Raw genomic sequence first — 21922 nt, 5'->3', positions numbered from 1 at the left:
TTATGGTTCGCGCCCGGGGTGTTTGTTACCTTCCTCGATAAACTCTTCGTCGATTTCATCTACGTTACCCTGATGGTCACGCCCGGAGAGCAGGTTCCAGCACGCGATAAACAGCGCTGCAATCAACGGTCCAATCACAAAGCCGTTGATGCCGTAAATTTCCATACCGCCAAGCGTCGCAATCAGGATAAGCCAGTCCGCCATCCTGGTGTCTTTGCCAACCAGTAACGGACGCAGAATGTTATCGATAAGGCCAATCACAATGACGAAGAAGCCGACGATGAACAGCCCCTGCCACAGCATGCTGCTTGCAAAGAAGTAAATTGCCGCAGGAACCCAGACGATCGCCGAGCCCACCGCCGGAATAAGCGACAGGAAAGCCATCAATGCTCCCCACAGCAGGCTGCCATCGATGCCGGTAAAGTAAAATGCCAGCCCGCCCAGCGCCCCCTGAACCACGGCGACCACCAGAGTGCCTTTTACCGTTGCCCGGGAAACGGCGACAAACTTCATAAACAGGTGATGTTTTACATAATCGGACAGCGGGATCGCTTCGAGGATAGTCGTCACCAGATAAGCCCCGTCTTTGAGCAGGAAGAACAGCAGATACAGCATGATGCCGAAACCTACGGTAACGCTGAAGGTTCCTTTACCAATCATGAATACGCTGCCCGCGATGTACTGACCACCTTTAAGGGTAATCTCGGAAAGCTGCTTCTGGATCTCCGAGGCCGTATTGAGATTATGCTCGGCAAGCAGTTGTCTCGCCCATCCGGGGAGGTGATGAATGACCTGGGCCACCGCCGTTGGAAACTGTGTCTCGTTTCCCTGCAGACGGGTGTAAACCAGGTTCATTTCGATCGCCAGAGACGAAGCAATAATCGCCAGTGGGGTAATGACAATCAGGCAGATGATGACCAGCATCAAAAACGACGCCAGCCCGTTGCGATCGCCCAGTCGGTGGCGTAGGCGGGTTTTGAGCGGATGGAAAATCACGGCCAGAATAGCGGCCCACAGAATGGCAGAGTACCACTGGCCCAGTACCTGGAAGAAGGCCAGTGTCACCACCAGCAAAATCAAAATGAAAAAGCCTTTGTTCAGTCCTTTATATCTCATGATGTCACCGATTTAGCGATCCATGTCACGAAATATAGTGGTTTATGGCTGATTTTCCATAGGAAAAGCGGTCAGCGGGCTTCTCATTGATGGGGGAAATGGCTTCGGGAGTTGTGCGCTGAGCAGATAACCAGTTTCTTAGCGCCAGGCAAGTACGTGATTTATTGGGGTAACATCCGACCGTTTAGGCCCCATTGAAGTTGTGGGTGATAGGTTAGCCTCAGTAGCCTGAGTCAGGACATGGAATGGCCAGATAAGGGCTTCAGGTATAATACAAATCTATCCATGCAAGCATTTACCGCCAGTCTCTGGCGGTTTTTTTTTGCCTTATTCATGGAATTTGGGCAAAAAAATAGCCCCTTGTGCGTGATGCAACAAGGGGCTTTTACGGGTGGGGATTATCGTTCATTAGTCATCCCATTTATGGCTGAAATACGCAGCGAGAAAACCGGAAAAAAGGATCGTTCCCAGTACCGCCATGAATACATGCATGTTTCCCAGCATGATTAACCTCCGTTATGTTTAAGTACGCTGTACTACCTCTCTGACTACCGTTGTGAAATGCGCTGTAATTGCACAAATAATACCCTGGTGAACTTAAACAAATCATTAACTATGTGAATAATTTCGCCTGTCTGGTAAAGAGTGGCTGACAAAATGCAACAACGCACGGCGTTCTGCTAACATTTTGATTAAACGACACTCATTCGCATTTATATTGTGGTAAAAGTAAGGTTTAATGCGATTTTTCTGCTAGCAGGAGCGCCACGGTATGTTATCCCGGTTCAGTACCTTAAGCCGTATTCCTCAGGGCGTCTGGGTCGTCGGCGGTGTCAGCATGCTGATGGATATTTCCTCTGAACTCATCCACAGCCTGCTACCTCTGTTTATGGCAACCACCCTGGGTGCCAGCGTCATCCTGATTGGTCTCATCGAAGGGCTGGCAGAAGCCACCGCGCTTATCATCAAAGTCTTTTCTGGCGCAATCAGCGATTATCTGGGGAAACGCAAAGGGCTGGCGCTGCTTGGCTATGGACTTGGCGCGCTCAGTAAACCCCTGTTTGCGATAGCTTCCAGCTCGGGCATGATCCTCAGCGCCCGGCTTATTGACAGGGTTGGGAAGGGCATCCGCGGAGCTCCCCGCGATGCGCTGGTCGCCGACGTCACGCCGCCGGAAATTCGCGGCGCGGCCTATGGGCTGCGCCAGTCGATGGATACCGTGGGGGCATTTTTAGGCCCACTGCTGGCGGTCGTGCTGATGCTGCTGTGGGACAACGACTTTCGTACCATTTTCTGGGTGGCGGTGATCCCCGGCGTGCTGGCCGTAGCGCTGCTGTTCTTCGGTCTGAAAGAACCGCGGACCCCGGTGACGCATAAGCGCACTAACCCGATTAAACGTGAAAATATACAGCGTCTCGGGCGCGGCTGCTGGTGGGTGATAGGCCTTGGTGCGGTATTTACTCTGGCGCGTTTCAGCGAGGCCTTCCTGGTGCTGCGCGCCCAGCAGGCGGCTATTCCGCTTGCACTGATCCCCCTGGTGATGGTGGCGATGAACCTGCTGTACTTTTTCTCAGCTTACCCCTTTGGCAAACTTTCAGATGCGATGAGCCATACCCGACTACTGCAGCTTGGTCTGGTGGTGCTGATCGCGGCCGATCTGGTACTGGCATTCAGCACTCACTGGAGCGGCATCCTCGTTGGCGTTGCGCTCTGGGGGCTGCATATGGGAATGACGCAGGGACTGCTGGCGGCGATGATTGCACATACTGCGCCGCAGGATCTGCGCGGGACGGCGTTTGGTATATTCAGTATGGTCAGCGGAATGGGTCTGCTTATTGCGAGCCTCGGGGCTGGCATTATCTGGGAGACGTGGGGGGCGGAATACACCTTCTTTACCGGTGCCGCCGTCTGCGTCGCCACGCTGCTCTATTTGTGGCTGAAACCCGCAGACAGCATGCAAATTAGCTGATTACTTCCGCAGTAGCTTTTGCAGACGCGCTTTTCGCCAGCGTTCAATGGCGCCGGCAAAGAGGAAAATCCGCAGCCCACGCACGAACAGTAACGCGCCCCAGATAGCCATGACCCACAATGACCAGAGGTTTGCCGGTGAGGTAAAGTGATTGATGGCGAACAGCAGGGCGCAGACGACCACGGCGGTCAGCAGCGACCGCCAGAAGCGTGACTCGTGATGCACCTGCTGGCGGGCATCCTCGATGCGTTTGTCGAGCGTTGCATCACGGTTTTCCGCTTCCCCACTGAGTTCCGCCACGCTGACTTCAAATACGGCTGCCAGCGCACTTAAGGTTTCCAGCCCCGGGCGTTCACCGTTCTCAATCCGCTGAATGGTACGAACGCTGACCGCCGCCATTTCTGCCAGCTGCTCCTGGGACCAGGCATGCTGCAAACGCAGCGCTTTAATGGTGTTCATGAGTTTTCTCCGAATCAGGTATCCGGTGGTTATTCTCGAACAAGGCCCGCGAAAACAACACGATCTTAACCCGACAGCAGCCCGACACGGAGGCGACAGACCGCTGACAGCGCCTTACACCGGGCTCAGTTGACCTTCACCCGGGCCAACGTTCATGCCGCGAATCATCATTAACCACGCCGCCACAATGGCGGTGATAAGAATAGCAAACAGCGACCACGATGGCAGATTGGTGAGGATCATCCCGGTCAACATCGGGTTAAACGCCGCGCCTAACCACCCGAGGGCCTGAGCCGAGAAATAGCTCGCTTTCAACCCCGGGGGAGCAATATTGTCGATGAGCATATATTCGCCAGGCGCGTAAATCACCTCCCCAAGGGTAAATATGGCGGCGGCAATCCCCCAGAACCAGAGACTGGAGCCGGCAAACATAAAGCCGACTAATCCAAGGACAAAACAGAGGGTACCCAGCGCCATCAATGGACGAAGGTTAGTGGTCGTCAGTTTACGGCCTATTGCGTACTGCAACGACACCACGACGGCGGCGTTCACCGGAAGAATAACGGTGATGACTTTCTCGGCAAACTCACCGTCGGCTACGACCAGAACATACTGCGAAAGGCAGGAGGCAAACGATCCGCCAACGAACGATGCCAGCAGGCCAGAGAGGGTAAACCACAAAAGCGCCCGATCGCGCAGCAGCACCGAAGGTGACCATGCTGCGGTCGGGTCCTGATGGTCCACGACGGCAATCTTCTGCACCCAGAGTTGAATAAACACCAGCGGAAACGCCGCACAGATAGCGGCCAGCCAGAACGGCAGGTTGATGCTGTACATCACAAGCCAGGTGCCAATCGGCGGTCCGACCGTCCAGCCAATATTGAGGAAGGTATAGTTGAGCGAGAAGATCCGCGCTTTCGCCGTCGACGCCAGAGTATCGGCGAAATAGGCCTTAAGGACGGTCGCAAACACCGAATAGGCGCAGTTGATAAGGGCAAAGAACAGCACCACTAAAGGCACACTGTCGACCAGCGGAATCGCCACAAAACCGCCGATAAACGCGGTAATCGACAACAGCATATAGCGTTTTTTGTCGAACTTATCGGCGAGGATGCCGAACCCCAGGCTGAATACCACGCCAACGGTCAGCGCGATAGTCATGGCATAGCCAATCGCATCCACACCAAGTGAAAACTGACGCGAGAGGTAGATAGCCATAAAAGGGAGGGTGGCGCCACGGCCAATCGTTAACAGCAACGACGACGCCAGCAGCGCTGCGGTAGAGCGCCTGGTACTTAAGTTCATTTTTCTGCCCGACATTGATTGTAATAATAATGTTATGTCATTCAGGAGTATCACGCCTCCCCGGGTGTTGTACAGATGAACTCGTGTCGGTAAATGCTTTTTCTCCCTGCCAAAAATAATGATCTATGACGAACTGGATTTTTTCGTTACCTTGGTTGTGTTTACAAAAATTTAATAATTGGGGAGCGGGATATGACGCGCAGAGATGGGCTGCTGGCGCTGCTGGTAGTGGTCGTGTGGGGACTGAATTTTGTGGTGATAAAGCTGGGTCTGCACAACATGCCGCCGTTGATGCTGGCGGGGCTACGCTTTCTGCTGGTTGCCTTCCCGGCGATTTTTTTCGTCGCCCGTCCCCGGATCCCATTTCGGCTGCTGCTGGGTTATGGCTTGACTATCAGCTTCGGTCAGTTTGCCTTCCTTTTCTGTGCCATTAAGTTCGGTATGCCTGCCGGGCTTGCATCACTGGTGCTGCAGGCTCAGGCATTCTTCACCATTATTCTCGGTGCCTTTGTATTTGGCGAAAGGCTGCAGGGGAAACAGCTGGCGGGCATTACGCTCGCGGTATTTGGTGTGCTGGTGTTGATTGAAGCGAGCCTTAATGGTCAACACGTCGCGCTACTGGGCTTCTTCCTGACGCTGGCGGCCGGGCTGAGCTGGGCCTGCGGTAACATCTTCAATAAGCTCATTATGCAGCACGAAACGCGTCCACCGGTGATGTCGCTCATCGTGTGGAGCGCACTGATACCGATCGTTCCTTTTATGCTGGCCTCATACGTACTCGATGGCCCACAGCTGATGTTTCAGAGCCTTATCCATATCGATCTGACCACCATTCTCTCGCTGGTGTATCTGGCGTTCGTGGCGACCATCATCGGTTACGGAATTTGGGGTTCATTGCTCGGACGTTACGAAACCTGGCGGATAGCGCCGCTCTCTTTACTGGTTCCGGTATTCGGAATAGGCAGCGCCGCGCTGCTGCTGGGGGAAACCCTCTCCGCTTTACAACTGGTGGGGGCCGTACTGATTATGGCGGGTCTCTACATTAATGTTTTTGGTCTGAAATGGCGGCGGGTAAAGACGGTCAGAGGATAGCGATAAAAAAAAGCCCCGCAGTCGCGGGGCAAAAAGAGTAACCGGGTAGACTAGTGGTAGTAAGGCACACCCAGTTCATCGGATTTATCGCTGCCAGCGCCCATATGGTTAAAATCAAACGGCGGCTGTCTATGGGCAGACACCATGATCTTTGCGTCATGCTCGGTCTGATTGCCCATGGTGGTTGATTGCTCCGCATAACTCTGGCCGGAGACCAGCACCAGTAAGGTGAGGGCGGCGGAGGCGAATAGTTTCATGATTTCCTCAATACGTCTTGCTGCAGGCGATTAACAGTTACAGTGTTTTAATGGGTAGAGATAGCGCGATTCACCAGGCATATTGGTGATGCGGTACTGATGCGGCGGCACGTCGAAATAGTTCTTAAACGTGCGCGTTAGCGTCTGTTGCGATTCAAACCCGTAACGCTCGGCCAGATACAAAATCGGCTCGTTACTTTGTTTGAGTTTCTGCGCAATCTCAGTCAGTTTACGGCTGCGGATGTATTGACCTAATGAATGGCCGGTCTCTTTTTTAAACATCCGTTGCAGGTGCCATTTGGAATAACCGGAACGCTCCGACACTTTCTCCAGCGACAGCGGCGATTCAAGGTTATTTTCGATCCAGTCCAAAATGCTATGAATAGTAATGGCGTCAGTATTGCGTCTGGACATCGTCATACCTCTTCTGTTTATGACAGAATTTTTTTAAGCAGCAGTTCGAGTTTCGCAACTTCGTCTGCCATTAAGTTTTTCGTCAGTTCCTGGTGAAGATCCTGGCCAACCCGTTGATGGCACTGCTCGCAGATAGCGGCACCTTCCGGCGTTAACTGTACCAGCACGCCGCGCTTGTCATTCGGGTTCGGCAGACGCTCAATCCAGCCTTTGCACAGCAGGCGATCGAGCATCCGGGTCAGGGCACCCAAATCGACCGACAGCACCTTTTTCAGCTCAACCGGCGTAATGCAGGTGGCGCAGCGAATAGAACACAGCACCTTGAACTGAGTGGCAGTGATGTCCAGCGGCGACAAATAGTCGTTAAGCAGACGGTCTTTTTTTGGTTAACCATGTAAATCAAGCGTCCTAGCGGTATCACTTCGTTGAACAGATCGCTTGTGGTTTTCACAATGGTTGCCCTGGCAAGTAGTTTAGTTGCGTTGGATATTATTGCCCAGGCAACCATAAGTCAACTGAATGGATCGCGCGATGCCACGAAATGCTAAAACGTTTCGTGTGCTGTTTTTTTGCACGCGTGGCAACGTTTACTTACTGTGTTACGGGGTAACAATTGGCGGCGAAACCGATATACTTCCCGCTGAACTTAATTCGATATCGACGGGATCTTAACGACGTATGATGGAACTTTTTAAAGCAATAGGCTTGGGTCTGGTGGTTTTGCTGCCGCTGGCGAACCCACTCACCACGGTGGCGTTGTTCCTCGGTCTCGCCGGAAACATGAACAGCGCAGAGCGCAACCGCCAGTCGCTGATGGCATCGGTTTATGTCTTTGCCATCATGATGGTGGCGTACTACGCCGGTCAGGTGGTGATGAACACCTTTGGTATTTCTATCCCCGGTCTGCGTATCGCCGGTGGTCTTATCGTGGCGTTCATCGGTTTTCGTATGCTGTTTCCGCAGCAAAAAGCCCATGAGAGCCCGGAGGCGAAAAGCAAATCAGAAGAGCTGGAAGAGGAACCTGGGGCTAATATCGCTTTCGTGCCATTAGCAATGCCAAGTACCGCAGGGCCGGGGACGATTGCGATGATTATCAGCTCCGCCTCCACCGTAAAACACGGTGTCAGCTTCCCGGACTGGGTGGTGCTGGTCGCACCGCCGCTAATTTTTGCCCTGGTAGGGATAATTCTGTGGGGCTGTCTGCGCAGTTCTGGCGCAATTATGCGCCTGGTGGGCAAGGGCGGGATTGAAGCCATCTCCCGTCTGATGGGCTTCCTGCTGGTCTGTATGGGCGTGCAGTTCATCATTAACGGCGTACTGGAAATTATTACTAACTTCCATGCCTAAAAAAAGGGCCTGCGGGCCCTTTGTTTTATCCGTGCTGCGGCTGTTCCAGCGATGCCGTTGGCCAGCGGCGGAAAACCACTACCGCCCACACCAGCGCCACCAGGGCCGGTACTGCGCCCACGTAACCAATCGACGACATTGACCACCACAGGCTGACCTGGCTCCCCACCAGTGCTCCGGCGCCGATACCGATATTGAAAATTCCGGAAAACAGCGACATCGCGACGTCGGTCGCATCAGGCGCCAGCGCCAGCACTTTCACCTGCATGCCGAGACCGATAATCATGATTGCGATACCCCAGAAAACGCTCAACGTAGCGAGCGACATATCGCTTTGTGCCGCCGGAAGCAGCATCAGCAGGCAGGCGAGCAGCAGCCCAATCGCCGAAATAATCAGCGTGGAGGCATGCTGATTGCCGAGTTTACCAAACAGTACGCTGCCGATGATCCCGGCACCGCCGAGGATCAGCAGCAGCATGGTGGCAAAACTGCCGCTCAGACCGGCAACGTTTTGTACAAACGGCTCAATATAGCTGTATGCGGTGTAGTGCGCGGTCACCACAATGGCGGTCAATACGTAGATCCCCACCAGCGCCGGGCGGCGGAACAACACCGGCAGGCTTTTCAGCGAACCAGAGTGCTCGCTTGGCAGCGGCGGCAGCAGGCGAATCAGGGCCAGCAGGGTGAGAAGGGCGCCAATACCAATAGCAAAGAAGGTGGTGCGCCAGCCAAAATACTGGCCGACGATGCGGCCAATCGGGATGCCGAACACCATGGCCAGCGCGGTACCGGTGGCAATCAGGCTCAGCGCCTGCGCTTTTTTTCCCGCCGGAGCCATACGAATGGCAAGAGAGGCGGTGATTGACCAGAAAATCGCGTGCGCAAAGGCGATACCGATGCGGCTAATCACCAGCACCGGGAAACTCCACGCCAGAAATGACAGTACGTGGCTTGCAATAAACACAACGAACAGGGCGATAAGCAGCCTGCGGCGCTCTATCTGGCTGGTCAGCAGCATAAACGGCAGCGACATCAGCGCCACCACCCACGCGTAGATGGTCAACATAATGCCGACCTGCGCCGTTTCCATATTGAAACTGGCGGCGATGTCTGACAGCAGTCCGACCGGGGCAAACTCGGTGGTGTTAAAAATAAAAGCGGCGATAGCAAGCGTAACCACCCGAAGCCACGCGACCTTGCGTGAGACCGTGTTCGTTGTCATAAACGTTATTCTGGATTAATAGCAAAAGGAGAGAAGCCGATCTTACGACCATCGCTGGTGAAAAGACAATCACTTTGTGATGTAAGTCTCATTTTTATTTCTGTCGTGAATATCACTAACCTGTTAATTTCTCGGATAAATAATCAAATGATGGGGTTGCGCTATGCAGGAAGTGGATTTTTATATGGTTGATGCGTTCAGCAGCAGTACGTTCGGAGGCAACGCGGCTGCGGTGTGTCCGCTGCGGGAATGGCTGCCTGATGAGCGGATGCTACAAATGGCGCAGCAGCATAACCAGTCAGAAACCGCCTTCTTTATTCCTGAAGCGGAAGGCTTTGCGCTGCGCTGGTTTACTACTCGTCATGAAGTCAATTTGTGCGGCCACGCAACGCTTGCTACTGCGCAGGTGATTTTCAACTACCTCGGCTACCCGCAAGACCACATCGCGTTTCAGACGGCCTCTGGTCCACTCACCGTCACCCGCGACGGAGACTGGATGACGCTGGATTTCCCGGCAGGTCATACCGATGCGCAGACGCCGCCGGCGGAAATGCTCCGTGCGCTAGGCGTTCGTGAATATGTGGCCGCGCGTAAAGGCCGTGCGTGGCTGATTGAACTTGCCAGCCGCGAAGCGGTAGAAGCGTTGACGCCTGACATTGGGGCCATGATCCCCGGTGAGCATAAGGTTACGGTCACCGCCCGCGGCGACGGGGAGTACGATTTTGTCAGCCGCTTCTTCTCTCCGGGTGAAGCCGTGTGGGAGGATCCGGTTACCGGTTCGGCGCACACGATGCTCATTCCTTACTGGAGTGAAAAGCTCGGTAAAACGCGCCTCTTTGCCCGCCAGGTTTCCCGCCGTGGCGGCGATATTCGCTGTGAGCTGAAGGGGGACAGAGTGCTGATGGGCGGCCAGGCGACCACCTATCTCATCGGCAAAATCACGCTACGTTAATCGCTCACCACGGGCTGCTGTTCGTTCAGCAGTTCGATAAACGCCTCAAGCTGGCGGGTCATTGCCCCACGACGCCAGATAAGCCAGGTCGTCAGCCAGCGCCACTTCTCCGCCAGCGGCCAGGCCTCCACCTGATGATGTCCGGGCATACTTTCCAGCATACTGCGCGGGATCAGCGCCAGACCTGCTCCGGCAATCACGCAGGCCAGCATCCCATGGTAGGACTCCATCTCGTGAATTCGGCCCGGCGCTGCGCGATCGGCGTGGAACCAGCTCTCAAAATGGCGGCGGTAAGAGCAGTTAGAGCGGAAGGCATAAATACTGGTGCCACTCACATCGCTTGCCCGGGTGACCGGTGAATGGCCGAACGGGGCGACTATCATCATCTCTTCGCGATAAACCGGGATGCCTTCAAGCCCCGGATGCATCACCGGGCCATCAACGAAGGCGGCGCTCAGGCGTCCTTCGGTCACGCCGTCGATCATCGTTCCGGAAGGGCCGGTAGCCAGATCGAACTGGATCTTCGGATAGCGCTGGTTATAGCGGGCGAGCGTCTCCGGGATCCGCACCGCGGCGGTGCTTTCCAGCGAGCCTAAGGTAAAAAGCCCCTGCGGTTCATCGCCCGCCACGACCATTCTCGCCTCATCAACCAGCGCCAGAATCTGCTGGCTGTAGCGTAAAAAACTGTGCCCTGCAGGAGAAAGCCGCAGACGCTGATTCTCACGAATAAACAGCTCCACGCCGAGATCGGCCTCAAGCTGGCGGATGCGCGTGGTGAGGTTAGAAGGGACGCGGTGCACTTTCTGCGCCGCCTGGGTAATGCTGCCGGTCTGGGCAACGGCGTTGAACATCTCAAGCTGAGTCAGATCCATGGCATTCTCGATTCGTGAATATGATGGTTAATATTATTCAGTTTTCATAAACAGCAGAGTAAGCCAGGATGAGAACATAACGCAATCGACAGAGAGAGAAAAAACATGACTTCACCTGCAACCCACGCAATTTCCGTCAACCCGGCGAACGGCGAAGTGCTCTCGTCATTGCCATGGGCGAGCGCTGCTCAGGTTAACCAGGCCATCGCCCTTGCCGACAGCGGCTATCGCCTGTGGCGTCAGAAAACCGTCGCCGAACGTGCCGATGCCTTGCGCGCGGTAGGTGCCGTTCTGCGCCGTCATGCCGACGAAATGGCGCTGATGATCACCCGCGAAGTGGGCAAGCCCATCGCTCAGGCGCGCGGTGAAGTCGCAAAATCGGCGGCGCTGTTTGACTGGTACGCTGAACATGGCCCGGCGATGCTCTCAACCGAAGCCACGATGGTGGAAAACAACAACGCGGTGATCGAATACCGTCCGATGGGGCCCATTCTTGCCATCATGCCGTGGAACTTCCCACTGTGGCAGGTTGTGCGCGGCGCGGTACCGATTCTGCTCGCCGGGAACAGCTATCTGCTCAAACACGCCCCGAACGTGATGGGCAGCGCGGCGCTCATCGGCAAAATTTTCAACGAAGCCGGGATCCCGGAAGGGGTATTTGGCTGGGTGAATGCTACCAATGATGGCGTGAGCCAGGCGATTAACGACGTGCGCATTGCCGCCGTGACGCTTACCGGCAGCATGCGCGCCGGGAAAGCCATCGGTGCACAGTCGGGGGCCGCGCTGAAAAAATGCGTTCTGGAACTGGGAGGCTCCGATCCGTTCATCGTCCTGAACGATGCCGATCTCGAGCTTGCCGTCCCGGCAGCGGTGACCGGTCGTTATCAGAATACCGGGCAGGTTTGCGCTGCCTCTAAGCGTTTTATCGTTGAAGCTGGCGTTGCCGAAGCCTTCACCCAAAAATTCATTGCCGCGACCGAAGCGCTGAAAATGGGGTCACCGGAAGATGAGCAGAACTATCTCGGTCCGATGGCGCGCTATGACCTGCGTGACGAACTGCATTACCAGGTGCAGGCGACGCTGGCGGAAGGCGCAACGTTGCTGCTCGGCGGCGAAAAAATCAGTGGTGCCGGTAACTACTACACCCCGACGGTGCTTGGTAACGTCACGCCTGAAATGACCGCGTTCCGCCAGGAGATGTTCGGCCCGGTTGCCGCCATCACCATTGCCCGCGACGCAGACCATGCGCTGGCGCTTGCCAACGATAGCGAGTTTGGTCTGTCCGCCACCGTGTTTACCGGAAGCGAGCAGGAAGCCCAGCGCTTTGCCAGCGAGCTTGAAGTGGGCGGGGTGTTTATCAATGGTTACAGCGCCAGCGATGCCCGCGTGGCCTTCGGCGGCGTGAAGAAAAGTGGCTTCGGCCGCGAGCTGTCACACTTCGGCCTGCATGAGTTCTGCAACGTGCAGACGGTGTGGAAAAACCGCCGCTAAGTTTCCTCTCCTTCAGGGTATCCGCATGGATACCCTGTCATTTTTATTCCGTAACCTCGCGCCTGTCCCAACGCCATGCCGCCTTGTGTATTGCAAAAATGTAATGCAATGTACAACTCAATGACACAACCGGTTGAAGAGAGGACGATGTCTATGGATAGCCGTAAAGAAGTGCTGTTTGTGCTGATCCCAGAATATGCCGACTGGGAGTTTGCTTTGCTGGCCCCAGGACTGCGCCGTGGGTTTGGTATGTGGGAGCCGCAATATGACGTCAGGACCGTAGCGGCGGATGAGGGGCCTGTAATGTCAATCGGTGGGGTACGCTGTCTGCCGGATTATACCTTCCAGACCATACCTGATGATTATGCTGCCCTGGTGCTGGTTGGCGGTTCGAACTGGTGGGGAGAGGAAGCGCAGCGTGTGGTGCCTCTGGTTGAACACGCGTTAGCGCGGCAGGTTGTCGTCGGCGCTATTTGCGATGCTTCAGCGTTCCTTGGGGCAAACCGTTTTCTCAATGATGTCGACCATACCTCAAACGGACTGGCTTACCTGCAGAGCAGGGCGGGAGCCGCCTATAGCGGAGCAGCACGATACCGGGACGTCCCTTCCGTTCGTGATGGTAATCTGGTCACCGCCAACGGCGTCGGCTTTATCGATTTCACCTGCAATATGCTTGCGGCATTAAATGCGGCGCAGGAAAAGGAGATTGACGCAGTGAGAGCGACGTTTAAGTCCGGGATGTTCTCCCAGGCCTGACGACGGGACACACACTCTGATATACTCGCAGGCCGAAAATGGCCTGTGGGCAAGGAGTCGTCAGTGGCAGCGGTCATCAATAACAATATGCTGGAAGCGATTCTGGCGGAAGTCAGGCCACTCATCGGCCGTGGTAGAGTCGCCGACTATATTCCGGCACTGGCCTGCGTTAAAGGGGACAAGCTGGGGATTGCCATCAGTACCATCGATGGACAGCATTTCTCTGCCGGCGATGCCGACGAGCGTTTCTCCATTCAGTCCATTTCCAAAGTCTTAAGCCTGGTGGTGGCGATGAACCACTATCAGGAAGAGGAGATCTGGCAGCGGGTCGGGAAAGATCCCTCCGGGCAGCCGTTTAACTCATTGCTGCAGCTGGAGATTGAACAAGGTATTCCACGCAACCCGTTTATTAACGCCGGGGCACTGGTGGTGTGCGACATGCTGCAAAGCCGTTTAAGCGCACCGCGCCAGCGCATGCTGGAAATCGTGCGTAAGCTCAGCGAAGCAAATATCAGCTATGATGCCGTCGTCGCCCGCTCTGAGTTCGAGCACTCGGCGCGTAACGCCGCGATTGCCTGGCTGATGAAGTCGTTCGGCAATTTCCACAACGACGTAGCGACGGTGCTGCAAAACTACTTCCATTATTGCGCCATGACCATGAGCTGCAGTGAACTGGCACAAACGTTCCTGTTCCTCGCCGACCAGGGCAAAGCCCCGCATCTTGCCACCCCGGTTATCTCTCCCATGCAGGCGCGGCAGGTGAACGCGCTGATGGCGACCAGCGGGATGTATCAGAACGCCGGGGAATTTGCCTGGCGGGTCGGGTTACCGGCGAAGTCCGGCGTTGGCGGCGGGATCGTGGCGATTGTGCCACACGAGATGGCGATTGCGGTCTGGAGCCCGGAGCTCGACGAGGCCGGCAACTCGCTCGCAGGCGTCGCGGTACTGGAAAAACTCACCCAACGGCTGGGGCGCTCGGTCTACTGATGAGTTCCTCACTGGAGCAGCTGTTTGCCCGTCTGCAGCGTTCGACGTTTCGCTCGCGCTTTCGTCTCGGCGTTAAAGAGCGCCAGTACTGCTGGGATAAAGGGGCTCCGCTTATCGACAGCCACGCCGCCGATTTTGTTGCCCAGCGTCTGGCGCCCGCCCATCCACAAAATGACGGCAAACAGACGCCGATGCGCGGCCATCCGGTGTTTATCGCCCAGCACGCCACGGCAACCTGCTGTCGTGGTTGCCTGGAGAAGTGGCATCATATCCCACAAGGTATTTCGCTCAGCGAAAGCCAGCAGCAGTACATCGTCAGCGTCATCCATCACTGGTTAGTTATTCAGATGAATTCTCGCTGATCAATCAGCCTGCGCATTACCGCCCGCGATTTATTCATGTTAGTATGAACCTCCAACAGGTTATTAATGAAATAATTGCAACCGTAATTATTGGATAAGTATTTAATGCGTTCATTCTCTCTATCGTCTTTCACGCTATTTCGTGAAGAACAACCCGTGCGGGATGCGCTGGTGATATTTATTCTGACCACCTTGTTCTATTTCGTCGGCGCAAAGCTGAGAATGGTGCAGGAGTTGTCGCTGTTCTGGCCGCTAAACGCCGTAATGGCGGGGGTTTTCGCCCGTTACGCATTTCTGAACCGCGCCTGTCATTATCTCGTTTGCTTTGCTGCCATGCTCATTTACGATGCCGTCACGACCCAATGGGGAATGGCATCGTTGCTGATTAATTTGTCGAATATGGTATTTATCGTGGTGGTTGCCCAACTGGTATTACGCGATAAAAAACAGACGAATTATATGCCTGGGCCAATAAGTGCATTGCATTTATTTTATTATTGCCTGCTTGCCGCCATACTTTGTGCTTTATTAGGCGCGGTTGCCTCGGTGGGTATCGACCGTCAGCAATTCATGCCGCTTTTTGCCGACTGGTTTAGCGAGCAGTTCTCTACCGGCATGCTGATCCTGCCGTGCATCATGACGCTGAGTCTGCCCTCAACGCTCAAAGGGTTTCATTTACGCCAGCTGACGCCGGTGGTGGCGCTGGGGTTGTCGCTGGCGGCCGCTGTTGCCGTGGGTGGCGCCGGGAGCCTTGCTTTCCCACTTCCCGCGCTTATCTGGTGTGCCATCCGTTATCCGATGTCGTTAACCTGTCTGCTGACCTTTGTCTGTGGCACCGCAGAAATCATTCTGATGGCTAATAACATCATCAACCTCTCCGTTGCGGCGCCGTTGCAAACGCCGCAGCTTTTCTCTACCCGGTTGGGAATTGCCGCGATAGCGGTGAGTCCGGTTATCGTTGCCGCCAGCGTCGAGGCGATTGGCAAACTGGTTAAACAGGTCTCGCTGCGTGCTGATTTCGATTTTCTCACCCGGGTCTATTCCCGCTCCGGCCTTTATGAAGCGCTGAAAAGCTTTAAGGGGCAGGAGGATCGTCATCTCGCCGTGATGCTGCTGGATATCGACTATTTCAAAAGCGTGAATGATACCTTCGGCCATGAATGCGGCGACTACGTGCTGGCTTCGTTCGCCCAGCAGGTGAAAACGGCGGTCGGCGAAAAAGGGCTGGTTGCACGTATGGGAGGAGAAGAGTTTGTGGTGGCCGCGCTGGTGGTAAACCCACATGAGAGTCACGATCTGGCCGAGAAAATTCGTTCCGCTATCGAGTCGTTCACCTTCCAGTGGCGCCAGCAGACGCTGCGTTTAACCGTCAGTATCGGCGTGGGCAGCCAGCTCATTGGTCGCAATCCGGTATCAGAGCTGTTCAGCCCGCTGTTGGTGGAAGCCGACGAGCACCTGTACCGTTCTAAGAAATTGGGTCGTAACCGGACCAGTTCCCGACAGAGCGATGACCCGCAAGATTCGCTGGTGGCGATGTAGGAATAGTATCTACAGACATCAGCATGTGTTCAAGGAAGGCAATCGCCACCAACGGCAGCGCCTCGGAAGAGGGCAGCCTGGCTGCGCGCCATTGATGAAATGCCGAACCGATCTTTCCTGGCTCAACCAGTCCTGCATCGGCAAGTCGTTCCGCCCGCAGCAGGCGTTGGAAATTTGGGCAGCGTAGCATCGCATTGGCACAGGTCTGTTCAAAAGACTCAGTGGATTGCGGGTGAGTGACCCGCGGCGAAAGTCTCCAGCGAACCAACAATTCCCGCATGAGTCGTCGTTCTTCACGCCATTCAGACGGTAAAGCATGCGCGTAGCGAACAACCTCAGGCGCAATCAGTGGATGTACTGGCCATAAGCCGTGGCGAAGACACTGCGCGGCCATGCCTGAGGCTGAATCAAGGACACCACGCTGAACATACGCGCGCGGAAGCGATTCGTTCAAAGCTGCTGCGCGTTCGGCATGTCCGCGTCGAACCGCCGTGGTCAGGAAGTCCGGAATTGAACGCTCTCCTGCCAGCATACGACGTTCTGCTTCACCCGCGTCCGCCATTTCGTTCCAGTAGGCCGTAAGCAGATCGTTTCCGCCTAATCCGCTGCAAAAATACTGATATCCCGACTGGTGGGCATGATGATAGAGAGCTTCAAAAGGGGAATAATAGAGTTCCTCCCACGGCAAACGGGCGCCGTCATCGCTCCACGGTGAGTATTCCTCACCTATTGGGATAGGGTTATCGTATAGTGCAAATCGACCGACCACGTCGTTTCGCCGTAAGATTTGTTCATCACGCTCCTTACCATGTACCAACAGCCCATAAGAACCGACTTCGCGACCGCTGCGGGACAGTAGACCGCAAACCAGTGATGAGTCCAGCCCGCCGCTCAGACCAGCTGCAACACATGGCGCGGTTCCGAGGATCCGCTCTGTGACTGCATTGAGTAATAATTCAAAGGTTGCTGGCGGATCGGCCTTCAGCGTTAATGCTCTTGGATAATCCGCGGGTGTTGAAGGTGGCGGAGTAAAGTGCCAGTCGTCCCGGCACGCTTCCAGAGAGACGCGGGCGACATATCCGGCGGCTAAATGATGGAGATCGCTCAGCACAGTATTACTGGCGTAAGGTTGTTCAAAGGTAGAGAGATACCAGGCGGCGACCTCCCAGTTAAGCTTTGCCCGAAGTGTCGCTAACATGCGACGGGGATCCCAGTTGGCTCGAATGTGGGTCCCCGTCGCCGTTAAATAAAGCGGTACCGTTGGATGTTGACTGCTCTCAATCACTAGCGAATGGCCATCTGACTCAACCCAGAACCAATGTAGTGGCCAGCTTTTGGTCTGTGTATGAAGCTGTTCCCAGTCACTTTTATTACTCGTACTGGTGAGCGTTACAACCGCATGTTTACGCCATTGGGAATACGGCTGCTCCAGCACTTGCAGACCTAGCTTTGCACCATCACAAAAAGCGTTGGCAATAATCGCCCGATGATCAAGAACTTCAATCGTTCCGGCAGAGCAATGAAATGTTAATGCTGATAATTGCCATGGGCTGTCAGTAATGCCTTTCTGCAGATTAAGAGAGAGCACTGATTTTATCCTCCGCTAACGCTGTCGTTTTTGTCGGGCATCCGCTGTACTAGCGGTTTTGACCGACATTTCTTCGTTAAATAATGTCGGCATCGTCAATAAAACTCTTTCTGCATGTAATTCAGTAATAAAATCGTTTTCTGCTATTAACACTGCATTGAGTGGTTTAATGGTTAAAAACACATCAGGGATTGTATGATTTAATTTACGCTGCAACATAATTTACCCTCTCTACAATATTAACCGGCATCCACCGGCACGGAATTTTCCAGTGGAACAGCAAGAGCTCGCAGAACGGTTTTTTTCGCGTTGGATAGAATAACCTGTGCATTAGAGTAATAACCCACGGTGATGTCTTCTGTGATCTGCCGGTTATTCGAAATTCCACCAGCACTCATCACATCGCCAATATTCAATGCCCAGAAGTGGTGGTCTTTAAAGGTGGGGTTGTAATTTACGGCGCTATAGCCAGTAAGATACACATCATAGAACACCCGCGCTCTTAATGAGCCGATGCTGGCGGTGAGCTGAACTTCAACGGACTCACCAGGATCAAGATCTACGGTAACGCCTTGGTCGGACCCAATACTGATACTCTCACTTTTGGATCCTCCAACGCCGAAGCTCATGCCAAAGCTCCATGTTGTTGAGCCGCCAACGCTGCCAAGGCCTTCAAAGCTAACTTCATAGCTGACGGTTTCGGAGAAATCCACCGAGGTTGTTACGTTCCAGTTGGTTTCAACGCTATTAGTAATATTATCACTAACACTGGCGTTGAATGTGGCAGGTTTATTCGAATTGTTCTTCAAAATCACGGTCTTGATGATTGAGGGGCTTGAATTGACCGAGAGCACCTGGGCACTTCGCGCGACCAACACCGTTTGTACTTGTTCCCAGCCGTAAGTTTTATACAGATCCCCCCAGGGGGTGGGGCTCTTTAAATATGCATCATTTGGTCTTTTACCAAAATATTTAGCCACTGCGTCTTTCAACGCTGAGTCGCTAAGTCCAAAACTATTAACTTCATTACCGGTGATAACATGTTGGATAGAGCCGCTAGCGCTGACCGTCGTTTTCTTCGGGTCAGCATCAGTGTTAACTTGTACATTAATACCCATAATGGACGCTCCGATGAAGTTGATAAATAAGGAATGCATACCATGACGGCAATACATCCGTTATGATGGCAAGAAAATAAGATATATATTGACACCCGCCGCGGCGGATGTCTGTTTAAATTAGATGGTGTTTTATTTATTCGCAAACGCCTCGGCGATGCCTGCCATTCAATAATCCAGCAATAATAAATGAGACTTACTTGTTTAAATCATCGGAAGAACTGCAATGTAATTAGATAGATGAAAAATAGCATTTCTTAAATATACCATATTTTAATAAAATAAAAGTCATGAAAACAACGCAATGCTGCGTCAGTCGAAAAATAATCATTATTCCAGCCACAAGTGAATGTATAAGATAAAATTCCAATGTTATTGATAAAAACGATATAAAATGCAGAAAGCCAAAACCGGCTGCCTGAACGATAGTTCTGACAGCGGACAAAAACTTGCTTCGGATGGCTTACACTTTGACGCTTTACGCTAAAATTGAATGACTTCCCCACGCAGGAGATGTCATGAAGACGCCTGAAATACCCGCCAACGAAGCACAACGCCTGGCGGCGCTGCATCACTCCGGGCTACTGGTCGCCGGTGACGCTCGCCGTTTTGACCGCCTGACCCGGCTGGCTCGTCGGCTTTTTGATGTGCCTGTTGCGGTTATTAGTCTAGTGGATGATACAACCCTGGTGCAGAAATCCGGCGATGGGGTGGACTGGAATGGGCTGGCGCGCCAGCTTTCATTTTGTGGTCACGTCGTCTTCAATGCACAACCGCTTATCGTGACAGATACCCTTCAGGACCCGCGTTTTAGCGATAATCCTCTGGTGGTAGGGCCGCCGCAGCTGCGTTTCTATGCCGGCGTACCGCTGCGCCTGCCGGACGGCACAATCGCCGGGTCATTTTGCGTCGCATCTGACCAGCCCCGGACGTTTAATGAAGAAGAAACGGCGGCGCTTGAAGATCTCTCGGCCATTGCCGGGGACGAACTGGCGTCGGTGAGCGTATCAACTTCTGATCCACTCACCGGATTACTGAACCGCCGCGGATTCGAAAACTTGGCCAACTACGCCATCCTCTCCTCCCACCGAAGGGCAGAGCCCCTGACGCTGGCCTGGCTTGATTGCAACACGTTCAATCTCATTGCCAGTCAATACGGAAACGCAGAAGGCGATGCCGCACGTTGCGCTATGGCGACCCTGCTGCGCAGTACCCTGCGCGACACAGATCTGCTGGTTCGTTACGACGCTAACCAGTTCGCGGTCCTGCTACCTGATACCGATGAAACCGGCGCCTGGATAGCGATTCAACATCTGGTTGAAGTGGTGGAGGAACAGAATCTCCTTTCCGGCAAGCCCTGGCAACTGGGCTTTACCTGGGGAGTTAAGGAGTTTGATCACGCCGTATTCCCGGACTTACGCACCTGGATCCGTGCGGCGGCGACGCACATGGCGCTGATGATCCCGCCTTCCGGCACTCAGACTCAATCTTCACCGTAATACCGGCCTGTTATTGATCAAAACAGGGTTCCCTGGTTTAGATATCTGATAAGTTGTCATACCAATAAAGAAATGCTGTATGACCAACAACCAAGGGAACCTCTTGTGAAAACATTAAACCGCCGTGATTTTCCCGGTGCTCAGTACCCTGAGCGCATTATTCAGTTTGGTGAAGGTAACTTCCTGCGTGCCTTCGTAGACTGGCAGATTGACCTGCTCAACGAACATGCCGGGTTAAATGCCGGTATCGTGGTGGTACGGCCTATCGACAGTACGTTCCCTCCGTCACTCAGTACTCAGGATGGCCTGTACACCACAATTATTCGAGGCCTGAATGAGAAGGGTGAAGCGGTAAGCGATGCGCGCCTTATCCGCTCGGTCAACCGTGAAATCAGCGTCTACAGCCAGTACGACCAGTACCTGGCGCTGGCGCACAACCCGGATATCCGCTTTGTTTTCTCTAACACCACCGAGGCAGGCATCAGCTACAACGATGACGATCGTTTTGAAGATGCGCCGGCGGTGAGCTATCCGGCGAAGCTGACCCGTTTGCTGTTTGAGCGTTTTGAGCATTTCAGGGGGGCCGCCGATAAAGGCTGGGTCATCATTCCGTGCGAATTAATTGACTACAACGGCGAAGCACTGCGCGAGCTGGTGCTGCGCTATGCTGACAAGTGGGCGCTTAGCCCAGAATTTAAAGCCTGGCTGCAGAATGCCAACACCTTCTGCTCGACGCTGGTCGACCGGATTGTGACCGGCTATCCGCGTGACGAAGTTGCCGCGCTTGAAGCGGAACTGGGCTATAAAGATGGTTTCCTTGATACCGCCGAGCATTTCTATCTGTTTGTCATTCAGGGACCAAAGTCGCTGGCAGCCGAGCTGCATCTCGATCAATACCCGCTTAATGTGCGTATTGTTGACGATATCAAGCCGTATAAAGAGCGGAAGGTCGCTATTCTGAACGGTGCGCATACCGCGCTGGTACCGGTGGCGTTCCAGGCCGGGCTGGAGACGGTCGGTGAGGCGATGAACGATGCGCAAATTTGTGCGTTTGTAGAGAAAGCGATTCACGAAGAGATCATTCCGGTACTCGATTTGCCAAAAGATGAGCTGGAATCGTTCGCCAGTGCCGTCACCAGCCGCTTCCGCAACCCCTATATCAAACATCAGTTGCTGTCGATTTCACTCAACGGGATGACCAAATTCCGCACCCGCATTCTGCCGCAGCTGCTGGCAGGGGTGGCGCAGAAGGGGCAGCTTCCTCCGCGTCTGACGTTTGCCCTGGCGGCGCTGATAGCGTTCTATCGCGGTGAACGCGAGGGCGAAGCGTATCCGGTGCAGGATGACGCTCACTGGATTGAGCGCTACCAGCAGCTGTGGGCGCAGCATAGCGATCGTCTGATTAATACCCGCGAGCTGGTAAGCCAGGTGCTGGCGGTGGAGAGCCACTGGGAGCAGGATCTGACGGTGGTGCCCGGACTTATCGACAGCGTTAGCGGTTATCTGGATACCATTCTGACCCAGGGGATGAAGCGCGCCGTTCAGCCGCTGTGCTGATGTAGCGCCTATTTTTACCC

General features: G+C 54.2%; 22 protein-coding genes and 1 pseudogene. 11 read left to right on the top strand and 12 right to left on the bottom strand.

The genetic code is table 11. The features are described 5' to 3' along the window. Together GYRE_RS18990 and mgtS are read right to left on the bottom strand one after the other, a co-directional pair. Positions 1–1116, bottom strand: coding sequence for an AI-2E family transporter (locus GYRE_RS18990; RefSeq protein WP_038257554.1), 1116 nt, complete (start codon positions 1114–1116; stop codon positions 1–3). A 408-nt stretch (positions 1117–1524) separates the two neighbouring features. Continuing rightward, complete coding sequence (gene mgtS, locus GYRE_RS24640; RefSeq protein WP_087943270.1) at positions 1525–1620, bottom strand: protein MgtS; 96 nt, start codon at positions 1618–1620, stop codon at positions 1525–1527. Between the two features lie 268 nt (positions 1621–1888). Here mgtS and GYRE_RS18980 point away from each other — a divergent pair, with 268 nt between their 5' ends. Beyond that, positions 1889–3085: an MFS transporter gene (locus GYRE_RS18980; protein ID WP_006819985.1), complete on the top strand. Its 1197-nt coding sequence runs from the start codon at positions 1889–1891 to the stop codon at positions 3083–3085. On the opposite strand, the gene GYRE_RS18975 is transcribed toward GYRE_RS18980, so the two are convergent. Both GYRE_RS18975 and ydeE read right to left on the bottom strand, forming a co-directional pair. Beyond that, entirely contained in the window at positions 3086–3544 is a 459-nt protein-coding gene (locus tag GYRE_RS18975; RefSeq protein ID WP_038257552.1) for a helix-turn-helix domain-containing protein, read from the bottom strand. Between the two features lie 114 nt (positions 3545–3658). Further along, positions 3659–4849 carry an efflux MFS transporter YdeE gene (ydeE, locus tag GYRE_RS18970; protein ID WP_038257550.1) on the bottom strand — a complete coding sequence of 397 codons (1191 nt, stop codon included), beginning with the start codon at positions 4847–4849 and terminating at the stop codon, positions 3659–3661. A gap of 192 nt (positions 4850–5041) precedes the next feature. On the opposite strand from ydeE, the gene eamA reads away from it, so the two are divergent. Continuing rightward, positions 5042–5941, top strand: a complete 900-nt coding sequence (eamA, locus tag GYRE_RS18965) for an O-acetylserine/cysteine exporter (protein ID WP_006819988.1) — start codon at positions 5042–5044, stop codon at positions 5939–5941. Positions 5942–5991: 50 nt separating this feature from the next. Here eamA and marB read toward each other — a convergent pair whose 3' ends face one another. The 3 genes and pseudogenes from marB to marR all read right to left on the bottom strand — a co-directional run bounded on the left by marB (position 5992) and on the right by marR (position 7063). Continuing rightward, positions 5992–6198 carry a multiple antibiotic resistance protein MarB gene (gene marB / locus GYRE_RS18960; protein ID WP_006819989.1) on the bottom strand — a complete coding sequence of 69 codons (207 nt, stop codon included), beginning with the start codon at positions 6196–6198 and terminating at the stop codon, positions 5992–5994. Positions 6199–6228: 30 nt separating this feature from the next. Then, positions 6229–6612, bottom strand: coding sequence for an MDR efflux pump AcrAB transcriptional activator MarA (gene marA, locus GYRE_RS18955; protein ID WP_146748686.1), 384 nt, complete (start codon positions 6610–6612; stop codon positions 6229–6231). A 17-nt stretch (positions 6613–6629) separates the two neighbouring features. Beyond that, positions 6630–7063, bottom strand: a pseudogene (gene marR / locus GYRE_RS18950) (multiple antibiotic resistance transcriptional regulator MarR). Between the two features lie 227 nt (positions 7064–7290). Between marR and GYRE_RS18945 the strand changes: the two are divergent. Then, a complete protein-coding gene (locus GYRE_RS18945; RefSeq protein WP_006819992.1) occupies positions 7291–7959 on the top strand; it encodes a MarC family NAAT transporter in 669 nt (222 codons plus the stop codon). Between the two features lie 25 nt (positions 7960–7984). Here the strand turns inward: GYRE_RS18945 and GYRE_RS18940 are convergent, their stop codons facing one another. Continuing rightward, a complete protein-coding gene (locus GYRE_RS18940; protein ID WP_006819993.1) occupies positions 7985–9181 on the bottom strand; it encodes a sugar transporter in 1197 nt (398 codons plus the stop codon). 163 nt (positions 9182–9344) lie between these two features. Here GYRE_RS18940 and GYRE_RS18935 point away from each other — a divergent pair, with 163 nt between their 5' ends. Further along, the gene (locus tag GYRE_RS18935) at positions 9345–10133 is read left to right on the top strand and encodes a PhzF family phenazine biosynthesis protein (protein ID WP_038257547.1); all 789 of its coding nucleotides are present in this window, start codon (positions 9345–9347) and stop codon (positions 10131–10133) included. Here the strand turns inward: GYRE_RS18935 and ptrR are convergent. Further along, a complete protein-coding gene (ptrR, locus tag GYRE_RS18930; RefSeq protein ID WP_006819995.1) occupies positions 10130–11005 on the bottom strand; it encodes a putrescine utilization regulator PtrR in 876 nt (291 codons plus the stop codon). The two genes, GYRE_RS18935 and ptrR, sit on opposite strands and share 4 nt — an antisense overlap. A 105-nt stretch (positions 11006–11110) precedes the next feature. On the opposite strand from ptrR, the gene sad reads away from it, so the two are divergent. The 5 genes from sad to GYRE_RS18905 all read left to right on the top strand — a co-directional run bounded on the left by sad (position 11111) and on the right by GYRE_RS18905 (position 16140). After that, positions 11111–12496 carry a succinate-semialdehyde dehydrogenase gene (sad, locus tag GYRE_RS18925; protein WP_006819996.1) on the top strand — a complete coding sequence of 462 codons (1386 nt, stop codon included), beginning with the start codon at positions 11111–11113 and terminating at the stop codon, positions 12494–12496. 153 nt (positions 12497–12649) lie between these two features. Next, the gene (locus GYRE_RS18920) at positions 12650–13252 is read left to right on the top strand and encodes a DJ-1/PfpI family protein (RefSeq protein WP_038257545.1); all 603 of its coding nucleotides are present in this window, start codon (positions 12650–12652) and stop codon (positions 13250–13252) included. A gap of 63 nt (positions 13253–13315) precedes the next feature. Continuing rightward, positions 13316–14239, top strand: a complete 924-nt coding sequence (gene glsB, locus GYRE_RS18915) for a glutaminase B (RefSeq protein ID WP_038257543.1) — start codon at positions 13316–13318, stop codon at positions 14237–14239. Further along, on the top strand, positions 14239–14601 hold the full coding sequence (locus tag GYRE_RS18910) for a DUF4186 domain-containing protein (protein WP_006819999.1): 363 nt from the start codon (positions 14239–14241) through the stop codon (positions 14599–14601). The genes glsB and GYRE_RS18910 overlap by 1 nt, the downstream gene beginning before the upstream one ends. A gap of 105 nt (positions 14602–14706) precedes the next feature. Continuing rightward, entirely contained in the window at positions 14707–16140 is a 1434-nt protein-coding gene (locus GYRE_RS18905; RefSeq protein WP_038257541.1) for a sensor domain-containing diguanylate cyclase, read from the top strand. Here GYRE_RS18905 and GYRE_RS24635 read toward each other — a convergent pair. Genes GYRE_RS24635 through GYRE_RS18900 form a run of 3 tightly spaced genes read right to left on the bottom strand, consistent with a single transcriptional unit; the run spans position 16067 to position 18846 of the window. Then, a complete protein-coding gene (locus GYRE_RS24635) occupies positions 16067–17728 on the bottom strand; it encodes an asparagine synthase-related protein (RefSeq protein WP_146748687.1) in 1662 nt (553 codons plus the stop codon). The genes GYRE_RS18905 and GYRE_RS24635 overlap by 74 nt on opposite strands. Positions 17729–17743: 15 nt before the next feature. Next, positions 17744–17947: a hypothetical protein gene (locus GYRE_RS24630; RefSeq protein WP_006820001.1), complete on the bottom strand. Its 204-nt coding sequence runs from the start codon at positions 17945–17947 to the stop codon at positions 17744–17746. Between the two features lie 20 nt (positions 17948–17967). Next, positions 17968–18846 carry a hypothetical protein gene (locus tag GYRE_RS18900; protein WP_038257597.1) on the bottom strand — a complete coding sequence of 293 codons (879 nt, stop codon included), beginning with the start codon at positions 18844–18846 and terminating at the stop codon, positions 17968–17970. 518 nt (positions 18847–19364) lie between these two features. Between GYRE_RS18900 and GYRE_RS18895 the strand changes: the two genes are divergently transcribed. Next, positions 19365–20345, top strand: a complete 981-nt coding sequence (locus GYRE_RS18895; RefSeq protein ID WP_006820004.1) for a sensor domain-containing diguanylate cyclase — start codon at positions 19365–19367, stop codon at positions 20343–20345. Positions 20346–20450: 105 nt separating this feature from the next. Beyond that, positions 20451–21902 carry a tagaturonate reductase gene (locus GYRE_RS18890; protein WP_038257540.1) on the top strand — a complete coding sequence of 484 codons (1452 nt, stop codon included), beginning with the start codon at positions 20451–20453 and terminating at the stop codon, positions 21900–21902. Positions 21903–21922 lie beyond the last annotated feature (20 nt).

The sequence above is a fragment of the Yokenella regensburgei ATCC 49455 genome, assembly GCF_000735455.1.
GTDB classification, from domain to species: domain Bacteria; phylum Pseudomonadota; class Gammaproteobacteria; order Enterobacterales; family Enterobacteriaceae; genus Yokenella; species Yokenella regensburgei.
Note: the sequence above shows the minus strand (reverse complement) of the source record. Positions and strands in the feature narration are given on the sequence as shown.

What these genes read in the sequence shown, in the direction of transcription:
- GYRE_RS18990 (WP_038257554.1), bottom strand. Translation starts at nt 1,116, where the DNA reads ATGAGATATAAAGGACTGAACAAAGGCTTTTTCATTTTGATTTTGCTG.
- mgtS (WP_087943270.1), bottom strand. Translation starts at nt 1,620, where the DNA reads ATGCTGGGAAACATGCATGTATTCATGGCGGTACTGGGAACGATCCTT.
- GYRE_RS18980 (WP_006819985.1), top strand. Translation starts at nt 1,889, where the DNA reads ATGTTATCCCGGTTCAGTACCTTAAGCCGTATTCCTCAGGGCGTCTGG.
- GYRE_RS18975 (WP_038257552.1), bottom strand. Translation starts at nt 3,544, where the DNA reads ATGAACACCATTAAAGCGCTGCGTTTGCAGCATGCCTGGTCCCAGGAG.
- ydeE (WP_038257550.1), bottom strand. Translation starts at nt 4,849, where the DNA reads ATGAACTTAAGTACCAGGCGCTCTACCGCAGCGCTGCTGGCGTCGTCG.
- eamA (WP_006819988.1), top strand. Translation starts at nt 5,042, where the DNA reads ATGACGCGCAGAGATGGGCTGCTGGCGCTGCTGGTAGTGGTCGTGTGG.
- marB (WP_006819989.1), bottom strand. Translation starts at nt 6,198, where the DNA reads ATGAAACTATTCGCCTCCGCCGCCCTCACCTTACTGGTGCTGGTCTCC.
- marA (WP_146748686.1), bottom strand. Translation starts at nt 6,612, where the DNA reads ATGTCCAGACGCAATACTGACGCCATTACTATTCATAGCATTTTGGAC.
- GYRE_RS18945 (WP_006819992.1), top strand. Translation starts at nt 7,291, where the DNA reads ATGATGGAACTTTTTAAAGCAATAGGCTTGGGTCTGGTGGTTTTGCTG.
- GYRE_RS18940 (WP_006819993.1), bottom strand. Translation starts at nt 9,181, where the DNA reads ATGACAACGAACACGGTCTCACGCAAGGTCGCGTGGCTTCGGGTGGTT.
- GYRE_RS18935 (WP_038257547.1), top strand. Translation starts at nt 9,345, where the DNA reads ATGCAGGAAGTGGATTTTTATATGGTTGATGCGTTCAGCAGCAGTACG.
- ptrR (WP_006819995.1), bottom strand. Translation starts at nt 11,005, where the DNA reads ATGGATCTGACTCAGCTTGAGATGTTCAACGCCGTTGCCCAGACCGGC.
- sad (WP_006819996.1), top strand. Translation starts at nt 11,111, where the DNA reads ATGACTTCACCTGCAACCCACGCAATTTCCGTCAACCCGGCGAACGGC.
- GYRE_RS18920 (WP_038257545.1), top strand. Translation starts at nt 12,650, where the DNA reads ATGGATAGCCGTAAAGAAGTGCTGTTTGTGCTGATCCCAGAATATGCC.
- GYRE_RS18910 (WP_006819999.1), top strand. Translation starts at nt 14,239, where the DNA reads ATGAGTTCCTCACTGGAGCAGCTGTTTGCCCGTCTGCAGCGTTCGACG.
- GYRE_RS18905 (WP_038257541.1), top strand. Translation starts at nt 14,707, where the DNA reads ATGCGTTCATTCTCTCTATCGTCTTTCACGCTATTTCGTGAAGAACAA.
- GYRE_RS24630 (WP_006820001.1), bottom strand. Translation starts at nt 17,947, where the DNA reads ATGTTGCAGCGTAAATTAAATCATACAATCCCTGATGTGTTTTTAACC.
- GYRE_RS18900 (WP_038257597.1), bottom strand. Translation starts at nt 18,846, where the DNA reads ATGGGTATTAATGTACAAGTTAACACTGATGCTGACCCGAAGAAAACG.
- GYRE_RS18895 (WP_006820004.1), top strand. Translation starts at nt 19,365, where the DNA reads ATGAAGACGCCTGAAATACCCGCCAACGAAGCACAACGCCTGGCGGCG.